At 70.0% G+C, this 24,956-nt stretch carries 19 protein-coding genes, 1 tRNA gene, 1 pseudogene and 1 riboswitch; of the genes and pseudogenes, 15 read left to right on the top strand and 6 right to left on the bottom strand.

All coding sequences use genetic code 11. The annotated features are described in order from the left end of the window. Positions 1-163: 163 nt before the first annotated feature. The 11 genes and pseudogenes from AB0959_RS28250 to AB0959_RS28200 all read left to right on the top strand — a co-directional run bounded on the left by AB0959_RS28250 (position 164) and on the right by AB0959_RS28200 (position 13,200). Positions 164-823 (top strand): SurA N-terminal domain-containing protein, encoded by a 660-nt coding sequence (locus AB0959_RS28250; protein ID WP_366829399.1) that lies wholly within the window; start codon positions 164-166, stop codon positions 821-823. 138 nt (positions 824-961) lie between these two features. Beyond that, complete coding sequence (locus AB0959_RS28245; protein ID WP_366829398.1) at positions 962-1,951, top strand: nucleoside triphosphate pyrophosphohydrolase; 990 nt, start codon at positions 962-964, stop codon at positions 1,949-1,951. Positions 1,952-2,006: 55 nt separating this feature from the next. After that, positions 2,007-3,299: a cytochrome P450 gene (locus tag AB0959_RS28240; RefSeq protein WP_366829397.1), complete on the top strand. Its 1,293-nt coding sequence runs from the start codon at positions 2,007-2,009 to the stop codon at positions 3,297-3,299. Between the two features lie 211 nt (positions 3,300-3,510). Next, positions 3,511-4,491 (top strand): annotated as a pseudogene (locus AB0959_RS28235) (transglycosylase family protein). A gap of 182 nt (positions 4,492-4,673) precedes the next feature. Continuing rightward, positions 4,674-4,870: riboswitch (cyclic di-AMP (ydaO/yuaA leader) on the top strand. Between the two features lie 4 nt (positions 4,871-4,874). Further along, a complete protein-coding gene (locus AB0959_RS28230; protein WP_366829396.1) occupies positions 4,875-5,582 on the top strand; it encodes a transglycosylase family protein in 708 nt (235 codons plus the stop codon). A gap of 315 nt (positions 5,583-5,897) precedes the next feature. Continuing rightward, entirely contained in the window at positions 5,898-7,178 is a 1,281-nt protein-coding gene (gene eno / locus AB0959_RS28225) for a phosphopyruvate hydratase (RefSeq protein ID WP_366829395.1), read from the top strand. A 185-nt stretch (positions 7,179-7,363) separates the two neighbouring features. Then, complete coding sequence (locus tag AB0959_RS28220) at positions 7,364-7,867, top strand: septum formation initiator family protein (protein WP_366829394.1); 504 nt, start codon at positions 7,364-7,366, stop codon at positions 7,865-7,867. 31 nt (positions 7,868-7,898) lie between these two features. Further along, positions 7,899-8,423, top strand: a complete 525-nt coding sequence (locus tag AB0959_RS28215) for a DUF501 domain-containing protein (protein ID WP_366829393.1) — start codon at positions 7,899-7,901, stop codon at positions 8,421-8,423. A gap of 357 nt (positions 8,424-8,780) precedes the next feature. Further along, the gene (locus AB0959_RS28210) at positions 8,781-9,722 is read left to right on the top strand and encodes a Ppx/GppA phosphatase family protein (protein ID WP_366829392.1); all 942 of its coding nucleotides are present in this window, start codon (positions 8,781-8,783) and stop codon (positions 9,720-9,722) included. 497 nt (positions 9,723-10,219) lie between these two features. Continuing rightward, a complete protein-coding gene (locus AB0959_RS28205) occupies positions 10,220-11,620 on the top strand; it encodes an NAD(P)/FAD-dependent oxidoreductase (protein WP_366829391.1) in 1,401 nt (466 codons plus the stop codon). A 272-nt stretch (positions 11,621-11,892) separates the two neighbouring features. After that, positions 11,893-13,200, top strand: a complete 1,308-nt coding sequence (locus AB0959_RS28200; RefSeq protein WP_366829390.1) for a cyclopropane-fatty-acyl-phospholipid synthase family protein — start codon at positions 11,893-11,895, stop codon at positions 13,198-13,200. Between the two features lie 101 nt (positions 13,201-13,301). On the opposite strand, the gene AB0959_RS28195 is transcribed toward AB0959_RS28200, so the two are convergent. Together AB0959_RS28195 and AB0959_RS28190 are read right to left on the bottom strand one after the other, a co-directional pair. Continuing rightward, the gene (locus AB0959_RS28195; RefSeq protein ID WP_366829389.1) at positions 13,302-15,830 is read right to left on the bottom strand and encodes an ABC transporter permease; all 2,529 of its coding nucleotides are present in this window, start codon (positions 15,828-15,830) and stop codon (positions 13,302-13,304) included. A gap of 379 nt (positions 15,831-16,209) precedes the next feature. Beyond that, on the bottom strand, positions 16,210-16,980 hold the full coding sequence (locus AB0959_RS28190) for an ABC transporter ATP-binding protein (RefSeq protein ID WP_366829388.1): 771 nt from the start codon (positions 16,978-16,980) through the stop codon (positions 16,210-16,212). Between the two features lie 403 nt (positions 16,981-17,383). On the opposite strand from AB0959_RS28190, the gene AB0959_RS28185 reads away from it, so the two are divergent. Together AB0959_RS28185 and AB0959_RS28180 are read left to right on the top strand one after the other, a co-directional pair. Next, positions 17,384-17,469, top strand: a tRNA-Leu gene (locus tag AB0959_RS28185). A 332-nt stretch (positions 17,470-17,801) separates the two neighbouring features. Next, a complete protein-coding gene (locus tag AB0959_RS28180) occupies positions 17,802-18,683 on the top strand; it encodes a Bax inhibitor-1/YccA family protein (protein WP_366829387.1) in 882 nt (293 codons plus the stop codon). A gap of 97 nt (positions 18,684-18,780) precedes the next feature. Here AB0959_RS28180 and AB0959_RS28175 read toward each other — a convergent pair whose 3' ends face one another. Next, positions 18,781-19,011, bottom strand: coding sequence for a DUF4287 domain-containing protein (locus AB0959_RS28175; RefSeq protein WP_189312492.1), 231 nt, complete (start codon positions 19,009-19,011; stop codon positions 18,781-18,783). A gap of 131 nt (positions 19,012-19,142) precedes the next feature. Between AB0959_RS28175 and AB0959_RS28170 the strand changes: the two genes are divergently transcribed. Next, entirely contained in the window at positions 19,143-19,424 is a 282-nt protein-coding gene (locus tag AB0959_RS28170; RefSeq protein ID WP_366829441.1) for a hypothetical protein, read from the top strand. Between the two features lie 152 nt (positions 19,425-19,576). Here the strand turns inward: AB0959_RS28170 and AB0959_RS28165 are convergent, their stop codons facing one another. From AB0959_RS28165 to AB0959_RS28155, 3 genes are all read right to left on the bottom strand, one after another. Further along, positions 19,577-20,362 carry a hypothetical protein gene (locus AB0959_RS28165; protein WP_366829386.1) on the bottom strand — a complete coding sequence of 262 codons (786 nt, stop codon included), beginning with the start codon at positions 20,360-20,362 and terminating at the stop codon, positions 19,577-19,579. 317 nt (positions 20,363-20,679) lie between these two features. Further along, positions 20,680-21,900 (bottom strand): acetyl-CoA C-acetyltransferase, encoded by a 1,221-nt coding sequence (locus AB0959_RS28160; RefSeq protein WP_366829385.1) that lies wholly within the window; start codon positions 21,898-21,900, stop codon positions 20,680-20,682. Positions 21,901-22,214: 314 nt separating this feature from the next. Then, the gene (locus tag AB0959_RS28155) at positions 22,215-23,249 is read right to left on the bottom strand and encodes an SGNH/GDSL hydrolase family protein (RefSeq protein ID WP_366829384.1); all 1,035 of its coding nucleotides are present in this window, start codon (positions 23,247-23,249) and stop codon (positions 22,215-22,217) included. 149 nt (positions 23,250-23,398) lie between these two features. On the opposite strand from AB0959_RS28155, the gene AB0959_RS28150 reads away from it, so the two are divergent. Further along, the gene (locus AB0959_RS28150) at positions 23,399-24,793 is read left to right on the top strand and encodes a cystathionine beta-synthase (protein ID WP_366829383.1); all 1,395 of its coding nucleotides are present in this window, start codon (positions 23,399-23,401) and stop codon (positions 24,791-24,793) included. The last annotated feature ends 163 nt before the right edge of the window (positions 24,794-24,956 follow it).

Below are 24,956 nucleotides of genomic sequence, written 5' to 3'. Positions count from 1 at the left end.
CGGAGCGACACGCGGCGGTGCCCGAAGGCGCGGTGAATCGTTGGTCCTGGGGCATCTCCCGCACGAAGTGCCGGGGGAAGGCTGGTCTGGAGCACAGTCACTGCCTACCATCGATCACCGCAAGACTTTGTGCACCGTCGCACAATCTCCTCGGGAGGCCCACTTGCACCGCCGCCGTCGTACCGCGCTCGTCCTCTCCGCCGTGATCGTCGCCGCGGCGCCCCTCCTCACCGCCTGCGGGAACGACGCGCATCCCGGCGCGGCGGCCGTCGTCGGCGGCCAGCGGATCACCGTCGCGCAACTGGAGAGCCGGGTGAACGAGGTGCGCGCCGCACAGCGGGCCGCCATCACGGACGAGACCCAGTACGAGCAGACCATCGCCCGCACCGGCGGTCTCACCCGCGACACCCTGCACACCATGGTCCTGGACGAGGTCCTGAAGCGCGCGGCCGAGGACGCCGGCGTCGGCGTCAGCCGCAAGGACGTCCAGGACTTCCGCGCCTCCCTGGAGCAGCAGGCGGGCGGGGCGAAGGCCCTGGAGACGGCCTGGCTGCAGCAGTACGGCGTGGCCCCCAAGCGCCTCGAGGACAGCCTCAGCACCGAGATCCAGGCCCAGAAGCTGGCCGCCGCGCTCGGCGCCGACATGAACACCGACGCGGGCAAGGCCACCTTCTGGAAGGCCCTCTCCGACGCCTCGAAGAAACTCGGCGTCGACCTCAACCCGCGCTACGGCGCCTGGGACGTGCAGAAGAGCAGCCGCGTGGACGCGAAGACGCCCTGGGTACGGGAGATCACGGCGGCGGCCCAGCCGCAGTCGGCGTAGCCGCGGAAGCGGGTCCGCTGCCCGGACGGTGGCCAAACGGTTCACCGGGCGGGACCCGCACCCGGCCGCTCGCCCGCCCGCCCGCACAGCCTGTGGATAACTTCCGGTGCCGACGGTGGCGTGGGTTACGTTCGGTCTGTGAACGCAACCAGCCCAGACGGCGCCACCGGCCGCATCGTCCTGCTCACCACCAGCCACCGCGTAGCACCCGGCCTGCTCTCCTGGCCGGCCTGGCAGGTGCTGCACGGAGCGGACCGCGTCCTGTGCGCGGACGGTGCGCACCCCCAGCTGCCCTACCTCCGTGAGACGGGGATAGCGGTGGAGGAGGCGACCCCGAGCGCCGAGGAGCTGGTCGACGCCTGCGCCGGCGGCCGCACGCTGGTCGTCGTGGCGACCGGCGAGGGCGAGCCGCGCCTCACCGACGGTCTGGCCCGGCTCGCCGGCTCGGGCCGCGTGGCGATGCCCGAGCTGGAGCTGCTCCCCGCTTCCTACGACCTCCCGGGAGCCCGCCTCCTGGACCTCGTCCAGGTCATGGACCGCATCCGCACCGAGTGCCCCTGGTCGTCCCAGCAGACCCACAAGGGCCTCGCGAAGTACGGCATCGAGGAGGCGTACGAGCTGGTGGAGGCGATCGAGGAGGGCGACCGCGACGAGCTCCGCGAGGAACTGGGCGACGTCCTCCTCCAGGTCGTCTTCCACGCCCGCATCGCCGAGGAGGGCCGCCCGGAGGACGGGGACGCCCCCTTCTCCATCGACGACGTCGCGGGCGGCATCGTCAGCAAGCTCATCCACCGCCACCCCCACGTCTTCGGCGACGAGACGGCCACGACCCCGGAGGAGGTCAAGGCGCACTGGCTGCGCACGAAGGCCGTGGAGAAGCGGCGCGAGTCGGTGACGGACGGGATACCCCTGGGCCAGCCGGGCCTGGCCCTCGCCGCCAAGCTCGCCTCGCGGGTACGGACGGCGGGACTGGACGTACCGCTGCCGACGGGGGAGGGCATCGGGTACGCACTGCTGGCGACGGCCGTCGAGGCCGAGGCGGCCGGCGTCGACCCGGAGGCGGCCCTGCGCGTGGCGGCACGGGCCTACCGGGACGCGGTGCGGTCCGCCGAGGGACTGGAGGCCTAGGGTCCGTTCCAGGCGGCCGGACGGCGACGTCCCGTACTGCGGATACCGTCAAGGAGTGACCAACCAGCCCCACCACGCCCCGATCGACACCGCTCCCGAGCTCTTCACCTGGGAGTTCGCCACCGATCCCTACCCCGCCTACGCCTGGCTCCGGGAGCACGCCCCCGTGCACCGGACCCGGCTGCCCAGTGGCGTGGAGGCCTGGCTGGTCACCCGGTACGCCGACGCGAAACAGGCGCTGGCGGACGCGCGGCTGTCCAAGAACCCGGCCCACCACGACGAGCCGGCCCACGCCAAGGGCAAGACCGGCATCCCCGGTGAGCGCAAGGCCGAGCTGATGACGCATCTGCTCAACATCGACCCGCCGGACCACACCCGGCTGCGGCGGCTCGTCAGCAAGGCCTTCACCCCCCGGCGCGTCGCCGAGTTCGCGCCGCGCGTCCAGCAGCTCACCGACCACCTCATCGACCAGTTCGCCGGCCGGGGCCAGGCCGACCTCATCCACGAGTTCGCGTTCCCGCTGCCCATCTACGCCATCTGCGACCTGCTCGGCGTCCCCCGGGAGGACCAGGACGACTTCCGGGACTGGGCGGGGATGATGATCCGACACGGAGGAGGACCCCGGGGCGGGGTCGCGCGGTCCGTCAAGAAGATGCGGGGCTACCTCGCCGACCTCATCCACCGCAAGCGCGAGGCTCTCCCCGACACCCCCGCCCCCGGCGAGGACCTCATCTCGGGTCTCATCCGGGCCTCCGACCACGGCGAGCACCTCAGCGAGAACGAGGCCGCCGCGATGGCGTTCATCCTGCTGTTCGCGGGGTTCGAGACGACCGTCAACCTCATCGGGAACGGGACGTACGCGCTCCTCACCCACCCCGAGCAGCGCATACGGCTCCAGAAGTCCCTCGCCGCCCAGGAGCGGGGACTCCTGGAGACCGGTGTCGAGGAACTCCTGCGGTACGACGGACCCGTCGAACTCGCCACCTGGCGTTTCGCCACCCGGCCGCTGACCATCGGAGGGCAGGACATCGCCCAGGGCGACCCCGTCCTCGTCGTGCTCGCCGCGGCCGACCGGGACCCCGAGCGGTTCGCCGACCCCGATGTCCTCGATCTCGGCCGCCGGGACAACCAGCACCTCGGTTACGGCCACGGCATCCACTACTGCCTCGGCGCGCCCCTCGCCCGCCTGGAGGGGCAGAGCGCGCTCGCGACCCTCCTCACCCGCCTCCCCGACCTCCGACTCGCGGTGGATCCGGCCGATTTGCGCTGGCGCGGCGGGCTCATTATGCGGGGATTGCGCACGCTTCCCGTGGAGTTCACACCTGTTCGGCCGACAGATCGGGCATGACGCCCAGGGGGCCAGGGCGGGGCCGTCAAGGGTTCCCGCTCATACGCCGAACCACTCCCTGAAGTGACACTTTCTCAACTCTGTGATCTTCACGTGATCTGCGCTGCATTAACTTGTGACAACAGTTCGAGTGCGGATACGTTCACGCATCAGCGCGGCGACTCGCCACAGGCGTCGCGCCGGCCCCTGCTGTCGCGTGAAAGGCAACCGCATGCTCTCCGGGAACGGTCGTCACCGTCGCCCCCGTCAGGCTCCGGCCCTCCTCGTCGCGGCCGGAGTGACGGGCTCGGCCATCGCCATCCCGCTCCTCGGCGCGACCGGTGCGAGCGCGGCCAGCGGGACGACCTGGGACAAGGTCGCGGACTGCGAGAGCGGCGGCTCCTGGAGCGCCAACACCGGCAACGGGTACTACGGCGGGCTGCAGTTGTCCCAGGACGACTGGGAGAAGTACGGCGGCCTCGACTACGCGCCCAGCGCCGACCAGGCCAGCCGTTCCCAGCAGATCGCCGTCGCCGAGAAGGTCCTCGACGACGAGGGTGTGGGCGCCTGGCCCACCTGCGGGCTCCTCTCCGGACTCAACAAGGACTCCGGTTCCGCCGACGTGGACACCGGCGTGCTGGGCAAGTTGACCGGCTCGTCCGGTTCATCTGATTCATCCGGTTCGTCCGGTTCTTCGTCCTCCGGCACCTCCGAAGGGTCGGCCAAGGCCGACAGCGGACTGAATGGCTCCAGCGAGAGCACCTCCCGGGACTCCGGCAGCCCGCGCACGGATGCGGCGAAGGGTGATGAATCGGCCAAATCCGGGCAAGAGGGCGGATCTTCGGCGAAGGGTGAATCCGGTTCCGGCTCTGGGTCCGGATCCGAGGACGAGACCTCGGGAACCGGGCGTCACCGTGGCGCGACCGCCGATGAGGGTGCCACTGACGGCCGTACGGGCGCGGACGCCGGCTCCACCGGGCGGCACGCCTCGCAGGGCGGCGACTCGGTCAGGGACGCCGATCTGCCGGAGGACCCGTACGCCCCGTACCTCGCCCGGGCCGAGGGTGACCTCCTGGCCGTCGCCGACTCCCCTGGCCTGCTGGGGGGATGAGGCGAGCTGTGCGCCGGGAGCAGGGATGCGGCCGGTGCTGACCCCGGCCTTATATGCCCCGGTCAGAGGCTGAGCTTCGGTGATGAATCGGGCGAAAAGTAGCGAGAGTTAGCGCCATCTTTCGCCGTGAATGCCCGTTTTGATCTCAGTGGGAGATGAGTCACAGAAGCCCTGATCGTCTTTGTAAATCACCGGATCGCGTGTTTACGGTCGTGATCGCTCGCCACAGCGGGCCCCTGCGGTCGGTACGCCGAATCCTGCCAACGGCCGTACGGGAACAGTCGTCGCGTCAAGCGCCGTAGGCAGGAGCGGGGGACCCAAGGTAGGCGCCGGGCCCGGGAGTTGGGAGACGACCGGGAACGGCTTGGGGTGAAGCCGTGCGGAAGCGGCAGCGGACGTCGTCCGCGGCCGACCGTGCGGCCGGGCAACTCAACCGGCCCGAACCCGACAGCTCACCTCGCAGGCGTCGGTGAGGGGATCACTTCATGTTGTCTTCCTGCAAGGGCAAGCACCGTCGTCCGTCCAAGGCCACCCGCATCGTCGCGATGGCCGGCGTCACCGGTGCCGCCATCGCCGCCCCGCTGCTCGCGACCGGCACCGCCTCCGCAGCCACCTCCTCCGAGTGGGACGCGGTCGCCCAGTGCGAGTCCGGCGGCAACTGGTCGATCAACACGGGCAACGGCTACTACGGCGGTCTGCAGTTCTCCGCCTCCACCTGGGCCGCGTACGGCGGCACGCAGTACGCCTCCACCGCCGACCAGGCCAGCAAGGCCCAGCAGATCGCCGTCGCCGAGAAGGTCCTCGCGGCCCAGGGCAAGGGCGCCTGGCCGAACTGCGGCACGGGTCTGTCCGGCGCCGCGTACGACGGTGGGGCGGCCTCCTCGTCCTCCTCGAACTCGGGCTCGTCCGGCTCCTCCGCGAACTCCGGCTCCTCCGAGCAGAGCACCCAGAGCTCCGGTGCCCAGGAGCAGCGCGCCTCGCGTTCCCAGGAGCGGGCCACCGTCAAGACCCCGACCGGCAAGAAGGTCAAGAAGGGCGACGGCGAGTACAAGGTCGTCAAGGGTGACACCCTCAGCAGCATCGCCGAGAAGAAGAAGGTCAAGGGCGGCTGGCACAAGCTCTTCCAGCTGAACAAGGACATCATCGACGACGCCGACTTCATCTTCCCCGGCCAGCAGCTGCACCTGAGCTGACATCAGGGCGGTTCCCGGCTGAACCACAGGGCCCGCACATCCGTGTCCTCCACAGTGGAGGTCTCGTGAGGGCCGCCCCCCGTCCCCACGGGCTCCCCGCCCCGGTGCGTGTTCCCCCGTACGCACCGGGGCGGGGCTTTTTTGTGCCTCTCGCGGCGCTCCTTGGCAGGGGCTTTTTGTTCAGTTCAGGAACAATTTACTCTCGGTTTGGTCCACGGGGTGGGCGGGAGACTGGCCGATCCCCTGGAGACGGTTAGGCTCATCCCGCAGGGCCACGGCCCGCGTAACCGCGTCACATCCCAGAAGGAGATGCTCGTGCCGTCCATCGACGTCGTCGTAGCCCGGGAAATCCTGGACTCCCGAGGCAACCCCACGGTCGAGGTCGAGGTCGGCCTCGACGACGGCAGCACCGGTCGTGCCGCCGTCCCGTCCGGCGCCTCCACGGGCGCCTTCGAGGCCATCGAGCTCCGCGACGGCGACTCGAACCGCTACCTCGGCAAGGGTGTCGAGAAGGCCGTCCTCGCCGTCATCGAGCAGATCGGCCCGGAGCTCGTCGGCTACGACGCCACCGAGCAGCGCCTGATCGACCAGGCGATGTTCGACCTGGACGCCACCGACAACAAGGGCTCCCTCGGCGCCAACGCCATCCTCGGCGTCTCCCTCGCCGTCGCCCACGCCGCCTCCGAGGCGTCCGACCTCCCCCTCTTCCGCTACCTGGGCGGCCCGAACGCGCACCTGCTGCCGGTGCCGATGATGAACATCCTGAACGGCGGCTCGCACGCCGACTCCAACGTGGACATCCAGGAGTTCATGATCGCCCCGATCGGCGCGGAGACCTTCTCCGAGGCCCTGCGCTGGGGCGCCGAGGTGTACCACACCCTGAAGAAGGTCCTGAAGAGCAAGGGCCTGGCCACCGGCCTCGGCGACGAGGGCGGCTTCGCCCCGAACCTCGGCTCCAACCGCGAGGCCCTCGACCTCATCCTCGAGGCGATCAAGGAGGCCGGCTACACCCCCGGCGAGCAGATCGCCCTCGCGCTCGACGTCGCCGCCTCCGAGTTCTACAAGGACGGCTCCTACACCTTCGAGGGCAAGACGCGCTCCGCCACCGAGATGACGGACTACTACGCGGAGCTGGTCGACGCCTACCCGCTGGTCTCCATCGAGGACCCGCTGTTCGAGGACGACTGGGACGGCTGGAAGACCATCACCGACAAGCTCGGTGACAAGGTCCAGCTCGTCGGCGACGACCTGTTCGTCACCAACCCCGAGCGCCTGGCCCGCGGTATCGACGAGGGCGCGGCCAACGCCCTGCTGGTGAAGGTGAACCAGATCGGCTCGCTCACCGAGACCCTGGACGCCGTCGAGCTGGCCCAGCGCAGCGGCTTCAAGTGCATGATGTCCCACCGCTCCGGTGAGACCGAGGACGTCACCATCGCCGACCTCGCCGTCGCCACCAACTGCGGCCAGATCAAGACCGGCGCCCCGGCCCGCTCCGAGCGCGTCGCCAAGTACAACCAGCTGCTGCGCATCGAGGAGATCCTCGACGACGCGGCGGTGTACGCGGGCCGCTCGGCCTTCCCTCGCTTCAAGGGCTGATCCGTACTGGGTTGTACAGGGTCAAGGCCTAGCCAGTCGTACGTACGTCCCCGTCGCGGTCCCGTACCGTGTGCGGGGACGTACGCGCATAGGAGCCTTCCGGGAAGCACTTCGGGAAGCACTTCGGGAAGCACTTCGGGAAGCACTTCGGGAAGCACGCAGGCAAGCGGAGGCGGAGAGCCAGCATGGCCGTCAAGAACCGTGGCAGCCGGAACAACCGGGACAACCGGGACCGTTTCTCCACCTCGACCCGGCTGCGACTGCTCGGCGAACAGACGGCGGCCCGCGTCTACCGCTCCCAGACCAAGCGCCAGGCCCACCGCTCCCGGCTGACCGGGCGGGCCGCCCTGCTCGCGCTCGTACTCTGCACGCTGATCGTGGCGCTGGCGTACCCGATAAGGCAGTACGTCTCCCAGCGCGCCGAGATCGCCGAGCTGGAGCAGCGGCGGGAGGAGGCCCGCGAGCGGGTCGAGCAGCTGCGCGACCTCAAGGCGCGCTGGCAGGACGACGCCTACGCCGAGCAGCGGATCCGGGAGCGGCTGCACTATGTGATGCCCGGCGAGACCGGCTACACCGTGATCGACCCGGACGCGGCGAAGCAGTCGCGCACGACGCAGGGGGCGGCCGACCGCCCCTGGTACACCAATGTCTGGGACGGCGTCGACAAGGCCGACGCCTCCCACCAGTGAGACTTTGACGAGAGAGACGTAAGCAGCAGGTATGGAAACACCCCCGCCTCCCACTGAGCGCTCCGAGCCGACCGACGCGGACGTCGAGGCCTTCAAGCAGCAGCTCGGCCGGCCGCCGCGCGGGTTGCGCGCGATCGCGCACCGTTGCCCGTGCGGGCAGCCCGACGTGGTCGAGACGGCGCCCCGGCTGCCGGACGGTACGCCGTTCCCGACGACCTACTACCTGACGTGTCCGCGGGCCGCCTCGGCGATCGGCACGCTGGAGGCGAACGGGGTGATGAAGGAGATGACCGACCGTCTGGGGACCGATCCCGAGCTGGCCGCCGCGTACCGCTCCGCGCACGAGGACTACCTTCGGCGCCGTGACGAGATCGAGGAGCTGAAGGGGTTCCCGAGCGCCGGGGGGATGCCGGACCGGGTGAAGTGCCTGCACGTGCTGGTCGCCCACTCGCTGGCCGCGGGGCCCGGGGTGAACCCGCTCGGCGACGAGGCGATCGCCATGCTGCCGGAGTGGTGGAGCAAGGGTCCGTGCGTGGTTCCCGCCACCGAGGGATGATCGCCCCCGCCGCCCCTACCCGTCCCATCCCCGGGGGCGCTGCCCCTTCGACCCCGGCCAAGGGGGCTGCGCCCCCTGGCACTCGCCTTTTGCGGGGCTCCGCCCCGGACCCCGTTCGGGGGCCAGCCCCCGGACCCCCGCCCCTCAAACGCCGGAGGGGCTGAATTTTCCCCGGCCGGGCTGATTTTCGGGAGCTCGGGGAACCGCGCGGGTTTTTCAGGAGCGCGGGGAGCTGCACGGCTTTTAGGGGCGCGGGGAACTGCGCGATCAGCCCCCACCCACCCGCACACAACCAACCCACCCCGAACGCCACGACGAACCCCACTCCGAACACCACGACAGGAGACCAGAGGACGCATGACCAGGGTCGCTGCCATCGACTGTGGCACCAACTCCATCCGCCTGCTCGTCGCGGACGCGGACCCGCACACCGGCGAACTCACCGACCTCGACCGCCGGATGACCATCGTCCGCCTCGGCCAGGGGGTCGACCGCACGGGCCGCCTGGCCCCCGAGGCGCTGGAGCGCACCTTCGCGGCCTGCCGCGAGTACGCGGCGGTCATCAAGGAACACGGCGCGGAGCGCACCCGCTTCGTCGCCACCTCCGCCTCCCGCGACGCCGAGAACCGTGACGAGTTCGTCCGCGGGGTACTGGACATCCTCGGCGTCGAACCGGAGGTCATCAGCGGTGACCAGGAGGCCGAGTTCTCCTTCACGGGAGCGACCAAGGAGCTGATGGGGCGGGAGGACCTGCCGACGCCCTATCTCGTCGTCGACATCGGCGGCGGCTCGACGGAGTTCGTCGTCGGTGACGGGCACGTGCGCGGAGCGCTGTCCGTGGACATCGGCTGCGTACGGATGACCGAGCGCCACCTCGTACGGGACGGCGAGGTCGTCGACCCGCCGGAGCGGCAGCAGATCGAGGCCGTCAGGGCCGACGTCGAGGCCGCGCTGGACCGCGTGGAACGGACCGTCCCACTGCGCGAGGCGCACACCCTCGTCGGGCTCGCCGGGTCCGTGACGACCGTGTCGGCGATCGCGCAGGACCTGCCCGAGTACGACTCCGCGGCGATCCACCACTCCCGGATCACGTACGACCGCGTGCGGGAGATCACCGAGTGGCTGCTCGCCTCCACGCACGCCGAGCGGGCCGCCGTCGCCTCCATGCACCCGGGCCGGGTCGACGTCATCGCCTCGGGCGCGCTCGTGCTGCTGGCGATCATGGAACGGATCGACGCGAGCGAGGTCGTGGTGAGCGAACACGACATCCTGGACGGCATCGCCTGGTCCATCGCCTAGGCAGGAGCTGGGGCAGGAGCCCGGGCCGCGGCCCGGGCCGACGCCCGGACAAGAGGCGCTGTGAGCAAGACTTTGCTACCCATCGGTAGTCTCGGCTGAGCGTCTTGGGTAACGTATGAGCGCGTTCCAGGGGGCCTCGCGGGCCCCTCGTTGACGCGCCGCCGAGAAAGTTCGTGAAGTTCTTCACAAGGAAATCGGCCCAGCTGAGGGACGATATGGCCCTCCCGGGGGCCGTGAAGGGTGGCAGGGGCCCCGGCGGGTGCTCTCCAAGGGATTTCAGGAGAGGAGCGGACGTACCGAACGGGTGAGTGGTTCGGCCGGTCCCGAGGGCCGGAAGGGCAGTTCACGCGGCATTGACAACGGCCGGCCCCACGTGGTGGTTCCCCCGCTGCGCCATGACCTGTGTCACGCGGGCCGCGCAGTGTAGCAGAGGGCCTGCCGGAGCTTGTGAAGGGGCGCACGAGCTACCCCCCAATGGCGGGTACATACTCGATGGCATGAGCACCACGGAGCGTCCCAGGATCCTCGTAGTAGGCGGTGGGTACGTAGGCCTGTACGCAGCTCGGCGTATCCAGAAGAAGATGCGCTACGGAGAGGCGACCGTCACGGTCGTCGACCCCCGGTCGTACATGACCTACCAGCCCTTCCTCCCCGAAGCCGCCGCCGGAAGCATTTCGCCTCGCCACGTCGTCGTCCCGCTGCGACGCGTGCTGCCGAAGGCCGAAGTCCTCACCGGCCGGGTCACCACCATCGACCAGGACCGCAAGGTCGCCACGATCGCCCCGCTGGTCGGCGAGGCGTACGAGCTGCCCTTCGACTACCTGATCATCGCGATGGGCGCGGTCTCCCGCACCTTCCCGATCCCCGGCCTCGCCGAGCAGGGCATCGGCATGAAGGGCATCGAGGAGTCCATCGGTCTGCGCAACCACGTCCTCGAGCAGCTCGACAAGGCCGACTCCACGCAGGACGAGGAGATCCGCCGCAAGGCGCTCACCTTCGTCTTCATCGGCGGCGGTTTCGCCGGTGCGGAGACGATCGGCGAGGTCGAGGACATGGCCCGGGACGCGGCCAAGTACTACACCAACGTGTCGCGTGAGGACATGCGGTTCGTCCTCGTCGACGCCGCCGACAAGATCCTCCCCGAGGTCGGCCCCAAGCTCGGCCAGTACGGCAAGGAGCACCTGGAGAGCCGCGGGGTCGAGGTCTACCTCTCCACCTCCATGGACTCCTGCGTCGACGGCCACGTGGTCCTGAAGAACGGACTCGAGGTCGACTCCAACACCATCGTGTGGACGGCGGGCGTCAAGCCGAACCCGGTGCTCTCCCGCTTCGGCCTGCCCCTCGGCCCGCGCGGCCACGTGGACTGCGAGCCCAGCCTCCAGGTCAAGGGCACGGACTACATCTGGGCCGCCGGCGACAACGCCCAGGTTCCGGACGTCGCCGCCCGCAAGGCCGGTGTGGAGAACGCCTGGTGCCCGCCGAACGCCCAGCACGCGCTGCGCCAGGCCAGGGTCCTCGGCGACAACGTGGTCTCCGGCATGCGGGGCTTCCCGCAGAAGGAGTACAGCCACTCCAACAAGGGCGCGGTGGCCGGTCTCGGCCTCCACAAGGGCGTCGCGATGATCGTCATGGGCAAGATGAAGATCAAGCTCAAGGGCCGTCTCGCCTGGTACATGCACCGCGGCTACCACGGTCTGGCGATGCCGACCTGGAACCGCAAGATCCGGGTCTTCGCCGACTGGACGCTCGCCATGTTCCTCAAGCGCGAGGTCGTCTCGCTCGGTGCCATGGAGAACCCGCGCGAGGAGTTCTACGAGGCCGCCAAGCCGGCGCCGGTCGCCGCCGCGCCGAAGGAGAAGGCCGAGCAGAAGACCGAGGAGAAGGCCAAGGCCTCCTGACCAAGGCCTCCTGGCCAAGGCCTCCTGATCAAGGCCTCCTGACCTCAGGTCACCAGCACGCCCCGAAGGGGCCGCCCGCCATCCGTGGTGCGGGCGGCCCCTTCGGCGTTCGCGGAGCCGGTGGCGAGTCGGTGGCGCGCCGTGGCCTGCGTGCCGTGGCCCGGGTGAACGTTTTGCCCAGTTGTAACGCTGATGGCGGACTGTGCCCGAGGCCATCGGGTGTTTACGTGGTACTGGACATTCCGGGATTCCTCGTCACGGAGGTGTGCGCCATGGCCGACGCCGCGTCGCGGCTGATCAGATTCGCCGAGCAGTTGCTGGGTGACCCGCTCCCGGTGCGTATCCGCGCCTGGGACGGCTCGCAGGCAGGGCCTCCCGGTGCGCCGACGCTCGTCGTACGCAACCGCCGTGCCCTGCGCCGACTGCTGTGGAAACCGGGCGAGCTGGGCCTGGCACGGGCCTGGGTCGCCGGAGACCTGGACATCGAGGGAGATCTCTACGTCACGCTCGACCTGATTGCCGGGAGCGTGTGGGAGCGCGGGGAGGGCACCCGGGGGCTCGGGGAGGCCCTTCGCGACCCGGAGGTGCGCTCCGCCGTGCGGGGCCTCGTCAAGCTCGCCGGGCTGCCACTGCCGCCCGCTCCGCCCCGTGAGGAGGTCCGCAGAGGCCGCCACCTGCACACCAGGCGCACCGACAGACGCGCCATCAGCCACCACTACGACGTGGGCAACGACTTCTACGAGATCGTGCTCGGCCCGTCGATGGTCTACTCGTGCGCCTACTGGGACTCCCCGGACGGCACTCTCGAAGCCGCCCAGGACGACAAGCTCGACCTCATCTGCCGCAAGCTCGGCCTGACGTCCGGCCGGCGCCTCCTCGACGTCGGCTGCGGCTGGGGCTCCATGGCCATCCACGCGGCCCGCGAGTACGGCGTCCAGGTCGTCGGCGTCACCCTCTCCCAGGAGCAGGCCGCGTACGCCCGCAAGCGCGTCGCCGACGAGGGGCTCACCGACCGGGTCGAGATCCGTGTGCAGGACTATCGCGACGTCGCGGACGGCCCCTTCGACGCGATCTCCTCCATCGGCATGGCCGAACACGTCGGCGCCGAGCGGTACCTGGAGTACGCGGATCAGCTGTACCGCCTGCTGAAGCCCGGCGGCCGGCTCCTCAACCACCAGATCGCCCGTCGGCCGCAGCGCGACGAATCGACGTACGAGGTGGACGAGTTCATCGACGCGTACGTCTTCCCGGACGGCGAGCTCGCCCCCGTCGGCACCACCGTCACGCAGCTGGAGCGGGCCGGTTTCGAGGTGCGCGACGTCGAGTCGATCCGCGAGCACTACGCCCTCACCCTGCGCCGGTGGGTCGCCAACCTGGAGGCCGACTGGGCCCGCGCGGTCCGGCTCACCAGTCCCGGCCGCGCCCGCGTCTGGCGCCTCTACATGGCGGCCTCCGCCGTGTCCTTCGAGCGCAACCGGATCGGCGTGAACCAGGTCCTGGCGGTCCGCACCCCGGAGCCGGGCGACTCGGGGATGCCGCTGCGGGCCCGTACGTGGGGGCGTGACGGTACGGACGCGTAGGTGCGTGTGAGTACGGACGTGCGGGTGCATGCGAAGGGGCCCCGTTCCGGTGCGGAACGGGGCCCCTCGCGTACGGCTACTCCGTACGGTACTCCGCTTGGCTACTCCGTCTTGATCGCGGTCAGCATGTTCAGCCGGGCCGCGCGGCGGGCGGGCCACAGGGCCGCCAGCACGCCGACCGTGGCCGCGAGGAGCAGGAAGAGGGCCATCCGGGCCCAGGGCAGGACCAGTTCGTACGTCGCCATCCTGGTGCCCAGCAGCTCACCTGCCGCCCAGCCGAAGAACACGCCGAGGCCGATGCCGAGCACGCCGCCGAAGAGCGAGATCACCAGCGACTCCAGACGGACCATCCGCTTGATGCCCTTGCGGTCGAGGCCGATCGCGCGCAGCATGCCGATCTCCTGGGAGCGCTCGAAGACCGACATGGCCAGGGTGTTGATGACGCCGAGGACGGCGACGAGCACCGCCATGGCGAGCAGGCCGTAGACCATGTTCAGCATCAGCGTGAACATCTGCGCGATGTCGTTGGAGATGTCCTTCTTGTCCTGGACCCGGATGGCCGGGTTGCTGCCGAGCGTCTTCTCCAGCCGGTCCTTCGTGGCGGCGGACGCGCCGTCGGACGTCTTCACCATGACCTGCATGTCGGTGGGATCCGACTGGTGCGGGGAGAGCGTGCCGAGGTCGAGCATGATGCCGCGCATCATCTCGTTGCCCTCGTAGACCCCTGCGACCGTCAGCCGCTGCTTCTCGCCGTCCTCGTAGGAGACGGTGAAGTCCGACCCGGCCTTCCAGCCGTGCTGCTTCGCGGTGTCGCCGTCCACGACGACCCGGGTGCCGCCGACCTCGAAGGCACCGTCGTCGACCTTGAGGTCGGTGAGCTGTCCGATCGTCCCGCCCGTGACACCGGTCAGGTACTCGGTCTCGCCGTCGATGCGGGAGGGAGCGTTGCGCAGGGGGCTGGTGGCGGTGACACCCTCGGTCCCGGTGAGCTTCTTCTCGACGTCGGGCGAAAGGAAGCTGCCGTTCGACATCGACACGACGTAGTCCGCCCTGATCGCGGACGAGGCCATCTTGTCGATCGACGTCTGCAGGCTGCCCGCCATCACCGTCATGCCCGTGATGAGGGTGAGCCCGATCATCAGCGCGGAGGCCGTGGCGGCGGTGCGGCGCGGGTTGCGGACCGAGTTCTGGCGGGCCAGCTTGCCGGAGATCCCGAAGACGCGCAGCACGGGGGCGGCGGCCGCGATGAGGGGGCGGGAGAGGAGGGGCGTGAGCACGAAGATCCCGATGATCAGCAGGACGGCGCCCAGACCCATCGGGGCCTGACCGTCCGAGCCGTCCATGGTCGTCGCGGCCAGGACGACCGCGATGCCCGCGCCGGAGAACAGGGCGCCGATCGTGTTGCGCAGCACCAGCGACTTCGTGGTCGCCTTGGCGTGCACGCTGCTCATCGCGGCGACCGGCGGGATCTTCGCGGCGCGGCGGCCGGGCAGCCAGGCGGCCAGCATCGTGATGAGGACGCCGACGGCGAGCGCGGCGCCGACCGTGCCCGGAGTGACGATCAGCGGGCCGTCCGGGACGGGCGCGTCGAACGAGCCCATGAGGGCACGCAGGCCGGCTCCGATACCGACACCGGCGACGAGACCGGTGACGGCGGCGACCGTGCCGACGACGAAGGCCTCGATGAGCACGGAGCGGGTGACCTGCCGTCGGGAGGCGCCGACGGCGCGCAGCAGCGCGAGCTCCTTGGTGCGCTGCGCGACCAGCATGGTGAAGGTGTTGGCGATGATGAACGTGCCGACGAACAGGGCGATCCCGGCGAAGACGAGGAGCCCCTGCTTCAGGCCGCTCATCTGGTCGGCGATCGTCTTGGCCTGGTCGTCCGCGAGTTGGGTGCCGGTGGTGGTCTCGGTCGTGCCCTTGGGGAGCGCCTTGTCGAGCGCGGTCTTGAGCTGCGCCTGGCTGGTGCCGGCCTCCGCCTTCACGTCGATCTCGTCGTACGTGCCCTTCTTGCCGAAGAAATGCTGGGCGGTGGCGGTGTCGAAGAGGGCGAGGCTGCCGCCCGCGGAGACGTTGCCGTCGTCCGTGGTGAAGATGGCGGTGATCTTCGGGGTGAGCACGGGGCCGTCGACGGAGAGGCGGACCGTGTCACCGACCTTGTAGCCGGCCCGGGCCGCGGTCTCGGAGTCGATGGCGACCTGGTCCTTGCCGGACGGGGCGCGGCCGTCGGTGAGGGGGTACCGCGGGTCCTTGTCGCCCCAGTAGTTGCCGCCCCGGGACTGGAAGCCGGTGCCTACGAGCTTGCCGTCCTTGTCGGCGATGGCGGTGAAGCCGTTGACGACGCCCATGGCCGAAGCGGCGCCCGGGGTCTGCTCGGCCTTGTCGAGGAGGCCCTCGGTGAGCTCGGCGGACTTGCCCACCGTGTCGCCCCTGCCCTCCTGGTACTTGGGCGCGACGGCGACGTCGACCTGGTCGAAGCCCTTCGCCGAACTCTTCTGGTACGCCTCCGAGATGGTGTTCGTGAAGACCAGCGTGCCCGACACGAACGCCACGCCGAGCATCACGGCGAGCACGGTCATGAGCAGCCGGGCCTTGTGCGCGAGCACGTTGCGCAGGGCGGTACGGAACATGTGTTCTCTGTCCAGGGGTTGGGGGTGTGTGGGTGGCTTTCCGCGGTGGGTGGCTTGGGCACCAGGGAGGTTGTTCGTGGGTCGGTGGCGCGCCGGGAGGTCTCCGTCCTCGGTCCGGCGGCCCTGTGGGTGCGTCAGGTGCTCGGTGGCGGACGCCGGCCGCTGCGGGCGGACACCTCCCGGCACACCCCCTTGGGCACGTACGCGGCTGCGGGCCGGTGGGGGCGGGCGTCGGGCAGCGGATCATGGTGCCGGGCGAGTGCAGGCTTTTCACGGGCGCGGGGCGATGACATATGCGGCTCCGCCGCGTGGGCGCGACAAGCCACGACGCACCCGCAGCCGCCCACACACAGAACCCGGCAGACGAGACGCAACCGCCCTAACTGGTGCGCGTCGCGCCATCGAACCGCTTCATCCGGTCCAGCACCGACTCCGCCGTCGGCTCGTACATCTCGTCGACGATCCGCCCGTCGGCGAGGAAGACGACACGATCCGCGTACGCGGCGGCGACCGGATCGTGGGTCACCATGACCACGGTCTGGCCGAGTTCGCGGACCGAGTTGCGCAAGAACCCCAGCACCTCCGCCCCGGAGCGGGAGTCGAGGTTGCCGGTGGGTTCGTCGCCGAAGATGATGTCCGGCTTCGAGGCGAGCGCCCGGGCCACGGCGACGCGCTGCTGCTGCCCGCCGGAGAGCTGGGCGGGACGGTGGGTCAGACGGTCGGAGAGGCCGACCATCCGGATGACGGTGTCGAGCCACTGCTTGTCCGGCTTGCGGCCCGCGATGTCCATCGGGAGCGTGATGTTCTCCAGCGCGGTCAGGGTCGGCAGCAGGTTGAACGCCTGGAAGATGAAGCCGATCTTGTCGCGGCGCAACTTGGTGAGCTGCTTGTCCTTCAGGGAGCCCAACTCGGTGTCCCCGATGCGGACGGAGCCGGAGGAGAACGAGTCCAGTCCCGCCACACAGTGCATCAGCGTGGACTTGCCGGAGCCCGACGGCCCCATGATCGCGGTGAACCGGGCCTGCCCGAAGTCGACACTGACCCGGTCGAGGGCGACCACCTGGGTCTCGCCCTGTCCGTAGACCTTGGAGAGGTCCGTGGCACGGGCGGCCACCGCGGTGGTCCGGTCGGCGAGGGGAGTGGTGGTCACGAAAGGAGCTCCTGTCGGACGACGGCATTCGGGGGACGTGTTCCATCGTCCGAGCCGACGCATGCCATGTAGTCAGCCGCTGTTCCCGTTCCGGGGGCAGTCTGAGGGCGGACGGGCCGACGCCGTGTCATACCTGGGGATGACGGGCGGCCCCTAGGGCGACACGAGTCACCGCGTCAGCACGGCGGCGTTGTGGAGGCCCCTCGTTCGGGCGGTGAAATTCCGTCATTCCGCATACGAGGGGTCAGGTGGCCCGAAAGGCTACTGGCAAGTGCGGATGGCGTGTACCGAGTGCTGATGCACCCTCAGACGTCAATAAAATAAGACAACATCGGTCCGCTCTTCCGCTGTTCGGGGGATGGGTCCCGATAGGCTCGGAACCTCGATGCGGAGCCCATGGCCTGCCCGGATGGTGGAATGCAGACACGGCGAGCTTAAACCTCGCTGCCCCTCGCGGGCGTACCGGTTCAAGTCCGGTTCCGGGCACCACCGACCATCACCGAACAAAAATCCCCAAGGCCCCATCGCGGCCCATCCGGGGGTACGGGTGAGATGTCACGGCATCGGAGGCGGGGTGTCGGAGTCGGCGCGACGGATGACGGCCCTTCTGTCCGCTCGTCCGGTTCGTTGATCTCCGGATGGTTCCGGACCTGTACCGGGTTGGTCATGGATGAGGGCCGCCGATGTGGGGAATCACGCTGACGCGTAGCGTGTTTCGCGTCACGACGAGGGAAAGATCCTCCCCAAGCACTAGGGTCAATCCTTTGCCTACCTATTACTCTTGAGCCCAAGGCCACGCAGGGTGGCCATGGAGGAGTGAAATGAGGAGCAGCAACCCGGTCTTCTCGCGACGGGGGTTCAGCCGCGACAACGGCTACGCGGGCTTCAACACCGCGCCGCAGGCCGGGGGAGCAGCTGTCGGCACCCAGGGCAACCCCTACGCCCAGCAGGGCGGCAACCCCTACGCGACGAACCCTTACGCCCAGCAGGACGCGCAGCACGGCGCCCCGCCGCAGGCCCCGGCCCGCACCGGCGCCATGACGATGGACGACGTCGTCGTCCGCTCGGCCATGACGCTCGGCACGGTCGTCGTCGGCGCCATCCTGGCGTGGGCCCTCCTGCCGGTGTCGCCCGGCAGTTACGGCCTGGCCATCGGCGCCGCGCTCGTCGCGATGGTCCTCGCCCTCGTGCAGAGCTTCAAGCGCAAGGCCTCGCCCGCGCTGATCCTGTCGTACGCCGCCTTCGAGGGTGTCTTCCTCGGCGTGCTCAGCGAGATGTTCAACACGCAGTGGTCCGGCGCGCCCTTCCAGGCGGTGCTCGGCACGATGGCGGTCTCCGGCGCCACCCTGCTGGTCTACAAGGCGGGCTGGATCCGCGTCACCGCGCGGTACGCACGCATCGGCATGACCATCGCCATCGCCTTCGTGCTGGTGATGGCGGTCAACCTGCTGCTGGTCGTGTTCGGCGTCGCCGAGGACGGCGGTCTGCGCAGCATGGGTCCGCTCGGCGCGATCGTCGGCATCTTCGCGATCCTGCTGGGTGCCTTCTTCCTGACCCTCGACTTCAAGCAGATCGAGGACGGCATCGCCTACGGTGCCCCGCGTGAGGAGGCCTGGCTGGCCGCGTTCGGCCTGACCATGACCCTCGTGTGGATCTACATCGAGATGCTGCGGCTGGTCGCCATCTTCAGCGGCGACGACTGATCATCCGCCCCGCAGTGCAGTGCAGCGAAGGGCCCCGGGAGTGGTACTCCCGGGGCCCTTCGTCTTGTCCGGTGCCCGGCACGCTGGTGGAGCGCGCTCAGAGCAGTTTCCGCGCGGCCCTCCTCAGGTCGTACTCGTGGATGATCGCCTTGGCGTGGCCGTACGCGAGGTTGTGCTCGTGCCGGAGCCAGCTGACCTTCTCCTCGAAGTTGAAGAGAGCCGGGCCTTCGTCGACGGCGCGAAGCCAGTCGGTGACTTCACGACCGGTGCAGTGGGGGATGCGGGCGAGCAGATTGCGATGGGTCTCCTCGGAGAAGACTTGGGACATCGGCGCCTCCGGACGCTGGGATGTAAGCCGGTCCTTCAGGTCACGGTGCCTGAGCGTCGGCGTGTTGGCAACACTCCTGTGGGGACGCGTAGTCTCGCGGCGTGCTTGATACGACGCCTCTGACCCGTGCGGTGGACCACTTCGCCGATCGTTTGAGGGCTGCTCCCCAGAGCCGGCTGCAGCGGGGCGCTGCCGCTGAGGCATTGGCGCTGGCCAGGGAATTGGCACTGCGTGCCCAGCGGTTGGATGAGCCGGACTCGCCGCCGCGGGAGATGCCGGACGCGGGGATGTTCGCGGCGGCCGATCAGATCATGGTCGCCGGGAACGATCTCGCGGTTGCGCTGCGAAGTGAGGATGAGCTGGTGGAGGCGGTGGGGCTGGTGGAGGAGGCGCAGAAGCGGGCCGGAGTGTGAGTGGCCGGGGCGCCTGTTCGCCGTAGGGCGCCTGCCGTGTTTGCGGGTGCGGGTTGTCTGTGGTTGCTCGCGCCCACGCGGCGGAGCCGCATGATGTCACAGCCCCGCGCCCCTAAAAAGCACGGGCCGTCCCCGCTGCCCTGGGGCGTGCTCTACAGCGACGCGATGACCCTGTCCGCCAGGATGTAGACGTTCTCCTCGCCGCACTGGAACGTCAGCGTGTAGGCGCCCGAGACGCCCGATCCGCCCAGGAGGACGGGGGTGTGGCCGGTGCGCAGGGCCGAGGCCAAACGCTCGGCGGTCTCGCGGTGGCCCGGGGTCATGCACAGGGTCGTGCCGTCGGCGAAGACGTACACGTCGAGGGTGCCCAGCGGGCCCGGGCGGACGTCGGCCAGTTCGGTGCGGGAGGAGGCGAGCTCCTCCAGGCAGGAAACCGTGCGCTCGTGGTCGTTCACGACCGGCGACGGGGTCGGCACGAAGTCGGGGTGGGAGGGGTGACGGCGGCGGGCCGCGGCCAGCTCCGGGGAGTCGCCCGGGAACTCGTCGCCCTCCATGCTCGGCTCGGGCACCGGCTCCAGGTGCTCCAGGCCCGCGAAGTCCGACTGGCGCGGCATGTATGGCTCGCTGTCGTGGAGGCCCAGCAGGGAGGAGGGTGCGTCGGAGGCGTCACGCGCCTCCTGGGCGGCCCAGAACGCCCTGGCCTCGGCCAGCTCCCGCTCCCGCTCCTCCGCGAGCGCCTCGGCCACGGCAGCGCGTATCTCGTCCGTGTCGGAGGCGGGGCGGGCGGCGGGTACGACGGGCCGCGCGCTCGCGGCACGGCTCTCGACGAGCTCGGTGTGCAGGGCCGCGACCTCTCGGCGCAGGCCCCGCAGGCTGCGCAGCACGACGACGCCCACGGCCGTGGCGGCGGCGGTGGTGAGCAGCAGAGCAATCGGCATGGCGCTCACTGATGTACTCCCGGTTCAAAGTCGACCCCCGACTTCCTACATCAGCTTGAAGGGCGGACTAACCCGCTGTCAGTGCGTAACGTCACGAAACGGACAGGGAGCCTGCTCTGATGTTTGCCTACGAAACGGCTCTGACCTGCTGAATCACTCTTCCGAGGGAGATAGGTCACATCCTGGGGGAGATTGGGTTACAAAATGACCCGGAACCTCGGTGGTGCCGAGGTCCCGGGCCAAAGGCTCACGCTGGGTTCAGCGGGGGTGACCGAGGGGTTCGACCAGGGGGGCCGAACGGGCTCGGCGGGGCGGTCTCAGCTGAGGCGCTCGATGACCATCGCCATGCCCTGGCCGCCGCCGACGCACATCGTCTCCAGGCCGAACTGCTTGTCGTGGAACTGGAGCGAATTGATCAGCGTGCCGGTGATGCGGGCGCCGGTCATGCCGAAGGGGTGGCCGACGGCGATGGCGCCGCCGTTCACGTTCAGCTTGTCCAGCGGGATGTCCAGGTCGCGGTAGGACGGGATCACCTGGGCGGCGAAGGCCTCGTTGATCTCGACCAGGTCGATGTCGCCGATGGTGAGGCCCGCGCGGGACAGGGCCTGCCTGCTGGCCTCGACCGGGCCGTAGCCCATGATCTCGGGGGAGAGGCCCGAGACGCCCGTGGAGACGATCCGGGCGAGCGGGGTCAGGCCGAGCTCGCGCGCCTTCGTGTCGGACATGATCACGAGGGCGGCGGCGCCGTCGTTCAGGGGGCAGCAGTTGCCGGCCGTGACCAGTCCGTCCGGGCGGAAGACCGGCTTGAGGCCCTGGACCGCCTCCAGGGTGACGCCCGGGCGGGGGCCGTCGTCCTTGCTCACCACCGTGCCGTCGGGAAGCGTCACCGGGGTGATCTCGCGCTCCCAGAAGCCCTTCTTGATGGCCTCCTCGGCGAGGTTCTGCGAGCGGACGCCGAACTCGTCCATGTCCTGGCGGGTGACGCCCCAGGAGCGGGCCAGGTTCTCGGCGGTCTGGCCCATCGCGATGTACGGGTCGGGGAGCAGGCCGTCCTCGCGCGGGTCGTGCCAGCCGGCGCCCTCGGACTCGGCGACCTGGGCGGTGCGGGCCTCGGCGTCGGCGAAGAGCGGGTTGTGGGTGTCGGGCATGCCGTCGGAGCTGCCCTTCACGCTGCGGGACACCATCTCGACGCCCGCCGAGATGAAGACGTCGCCCTCGCCCGCCTTGATGGCGTGCAGGGCCATGCGGGACGTCTGGAGCGAGGAGGAACAGTAGCGGGTGATGGTGCAGCCCGGGAGGTGGTCCATGCCCATCTGTACGGCGACGATGCGGCCGAGGTTGTGGCCCTGCTCGCCGCCGGGGAGGCCGCAGCCGAGCATCAGGTCGTCGATGTCCCTCGGGTCCAGAGCGGGGACCTTGTCGAGGGCGGCCTGGATGATCGTGGCGGTGATGTCGTCGGGGCGCAGGTCCTTCAGGGAGCCCTTGAAAGCGCGGCCGATGGGGGAGCGGGCGGCTGAGACGATGACGGCTTCGGGCATCACGGCTCCATTGGCATTCGTATGTACGGGGCAGGGCTGTTGGGGAAGTTACCCGTACGTATGGTCGGGGTCACGGGCATCGCCGTGTGACTCCGGCCGCATTTTTCTAAGCGCTTGCTTTCCTCGCCCCCGCCGCCCCTACTCCCGCATTCGGGGGCCAGCCCCCGAACCCCCGCTCCTCGAACGCCGGAGGGGCCGATGTGGGGGCGCAGCCCCCTCGGAGGGGCGCGAGGAACTGCGCGACCAGCCCAAGACGGCCAGCGGCCGCCGTACGACGCCAAGGGGCTATTCGTACGGCAGCCACGCGTGGAGCGCTACGTGGACGGCTCCGCAGTCGGCGCCGGCACCGGATCCGTGGCGGGCACGCGCCGCCGGCGGCGGCGCTTGAGCAGGGCCCACGGACCCCGCGGACCGGTGGGCATCGCCGCCGCGACCTCCGTGCCCGGCTCCGACGCGGCCTCCGCCGCGGCCCGGGCCACGGGCAGGAACCCCTCGCGGCGGAACGCGTCCGGCCGCTCCTCCTCCGACGGCCACAGGCCCAGCGTGGCACACACCGTGGGCAGGACGGCCATCGCCGCCGTCGCGTAGCCCTCGGCGGAGGGGTGGTAGTTGTCGGGGCCGAAGAGCTCGCGCGGGTTCGCCGCGAACTCCGGTCCCAGCAGGTCGCCCAGCGAAACGGTTCGCCCGCCCTGCTCGACCGTGCCGATCGTCTGGGCGGCGGCCAGTTGACGGGAGGCCCTGCGTGCCAGCCAGCGCAACGGCTGCTGGACCGGCTCGATCGTGCCCAGGTCGGGACAGGTGCCCACGACCACCTCCGCGCCCGCCGTGCGCAGGCGCCGGACGGCGCTCGAGAGATGGCGGACCGAGCGGGTCGGCGGCATCCGGTGGGTGACGTCGTTCGCGCCGATCATGATGACGCAGACGTCGGGGACCTGGTCCGACTCCGTCAGGACCAGCGACACCTGGCGGTCCAGGTCGTCCGACTGGGCGCCGGGCAGGGCCACGTTCCGCAACCGCACCGGCCGTTCCGCGACCGCCGCCAGCCCCGAGGCCAGCAGGGCACCCGGAGTCTGACGTGCCCGGTGCACGCCCTGTCCGGCCGCCGTGGAATCACCGAGCATGGTGAGGAGGATCGGCGGATCGTCAGGGGTTTCGTACGCGCGTCCGTACAGCCCCTCCGCGCTGGGCGGGTGCGGACTGTGGCCGTTGCCCACGATCCGCTTGGCCATCTGCGCCTCGGCCACCAGTACCCCCACGGTCGCCGCGCCCAGCAGCCCGATCCCACCGCCGCCGTACGCCGCGCCCGCGGCGATGCGCCGGGCCACTCGCGCCCTCGACATGCTCGTCATGCGTCGACGCCACCTCCTCCTAGCCGTACACCCCCTCCATGCCCCGTACAGGGCGTGGGCCAATCTCAACAGCGCGTTAACGGACGCCTGGGGGGCTTACGCTGGCGGAACCATACAACCTGTCCTTATTTGCAGCTCCGGAGACAACGGTGCAATTTCACGACTCGATGATCAGTCTCGTCGGCAACACCCCGCTGGTGAGGCTCAACAGCGTGACCACGGGCATCCAGGCGACCGTCCTGGCCAAGGTGGAGTACTTCAATCCCGGCGGTTCCGTGAAGGACCGCATCGCCCTGCGCATGATCGAGGCGGCGGAGAAGAGCGGCGAGCTGAAGCCGGGCGGCACGATCGTCGAGCCGACCAGCGGGAACACCGGTGTGGGGCTGGCCATCGTGGCGCAGCAGAAGGGGTACAAGTGCATCTTCGTGTGCCCCGACAAGGTGAGCACCGACAAGATCAACGTGCTGCGGGCCTACGGCGCCGAGGTCGTCGTGTGCCCGACGGCCGTGGACCCCGAGCACCCCGACTCGTACTACAACGTCTCGGACCGGCTGGTGCGCGAGACGCCGGGCGCGTGGAAGCCCGACCAGTACTCCAACCCCCACAACCCGCTCTCCCACTACCACTCCACGGGCCCCGAGCTGTGGGAGCAGACGGAGGGGAGGATCACGCACTTCGTGGCGGGGGTCGGCACCGGCGGGACCATCTCCGGCACCGGGCGGTACCTGAAGGACGTCAGTGACGGCACGGTGCGGGTCGTCGGCGCCGACCCCGAGGGGTCCGTGTACTCCGGCGGGTCCGGGCGGCCGTATCTCGTGGAGGGCGTCGGCGAGGACTTCTGGCCGACCGCGTACGACCGGACCGTCGCCGACGAGATCGTCGCCGTGTCCGACAAGGACTCCTTCCAGATGACCCGGCGGCTCGCCAAGGAGGAGGGCCTGCTGGTGGGTGGTTCGTGCGGCATGGCCGTCGTCGCCGCGCTGCACGTCGCCGAGCGGCTCGGCCCGGACGACGTCGTGGTCGTGCTGCTGCCCGACAGCGGGCGCGGGTACCTCAGCAAGATCTTCAACGACGAGTGGATGGCCGACTACGGGTTCCTGGAGGACGAGGGCCCGAGCGCGCGCGTCGGTGACGTCCTGGACGACAAGGAGGGCGGTTCCATCCCCTCGCTCGTCCACATGCACCCGGACGAGACGGTCGGTCAGGCCATCGACGTGCTCCGGGAGTACGGCGTCTCGCAGATGCCGATCGTGAAGCCGGGAGCCGGTCACCCGGACGTGATGGCCGCGGAGGTCGTGGGGTCCGTGGTCGAGCGGGAACTGCTCGACGCGCTGTTCACCAAGCGGGCGTCACTCGACGACCCGTTGGAGAAGCACATGTCGGCGCCGCTGCCGCAGGTCGGTTCCGGTGAGCCGGTGGCGGACCTGATGTCGGTGCTGGGCGGTGCCGACGCGGCGATCGTCCTCGTCGAGGGCAAGCCGACCGGGGTCGTGAGCCGGCAGGACCTGCTGGCGTTCCTCGCCAAGGGGGGCGTCAAGCCGTAGGGGCCGTGGCTGACGGTTCATCCGGTTCGCCCGGGTGAGGGCTGGTCTGTCCGCGTGTCAAGTGTCTGCCCGCGTAGAACTTCGCGGAAGTGGTACGAGCGCGACACGTTCGCGCAGCACACGCTTAACACGGGTCCGGCACATTAGGGGTGTCGGCAGGGCG

This window comes from Streptomyces sp. NPDC046862 (assembly GCF_040704615.1).
Classification (GTDB): Bacteria; Actinomycetota; Actinomycetes; order Streptomycetales; family Streptomycetaceae; genus Streptomyces.
This window is presented reverse-complemented; position numbering and strand designations above follow the sequence as displayed.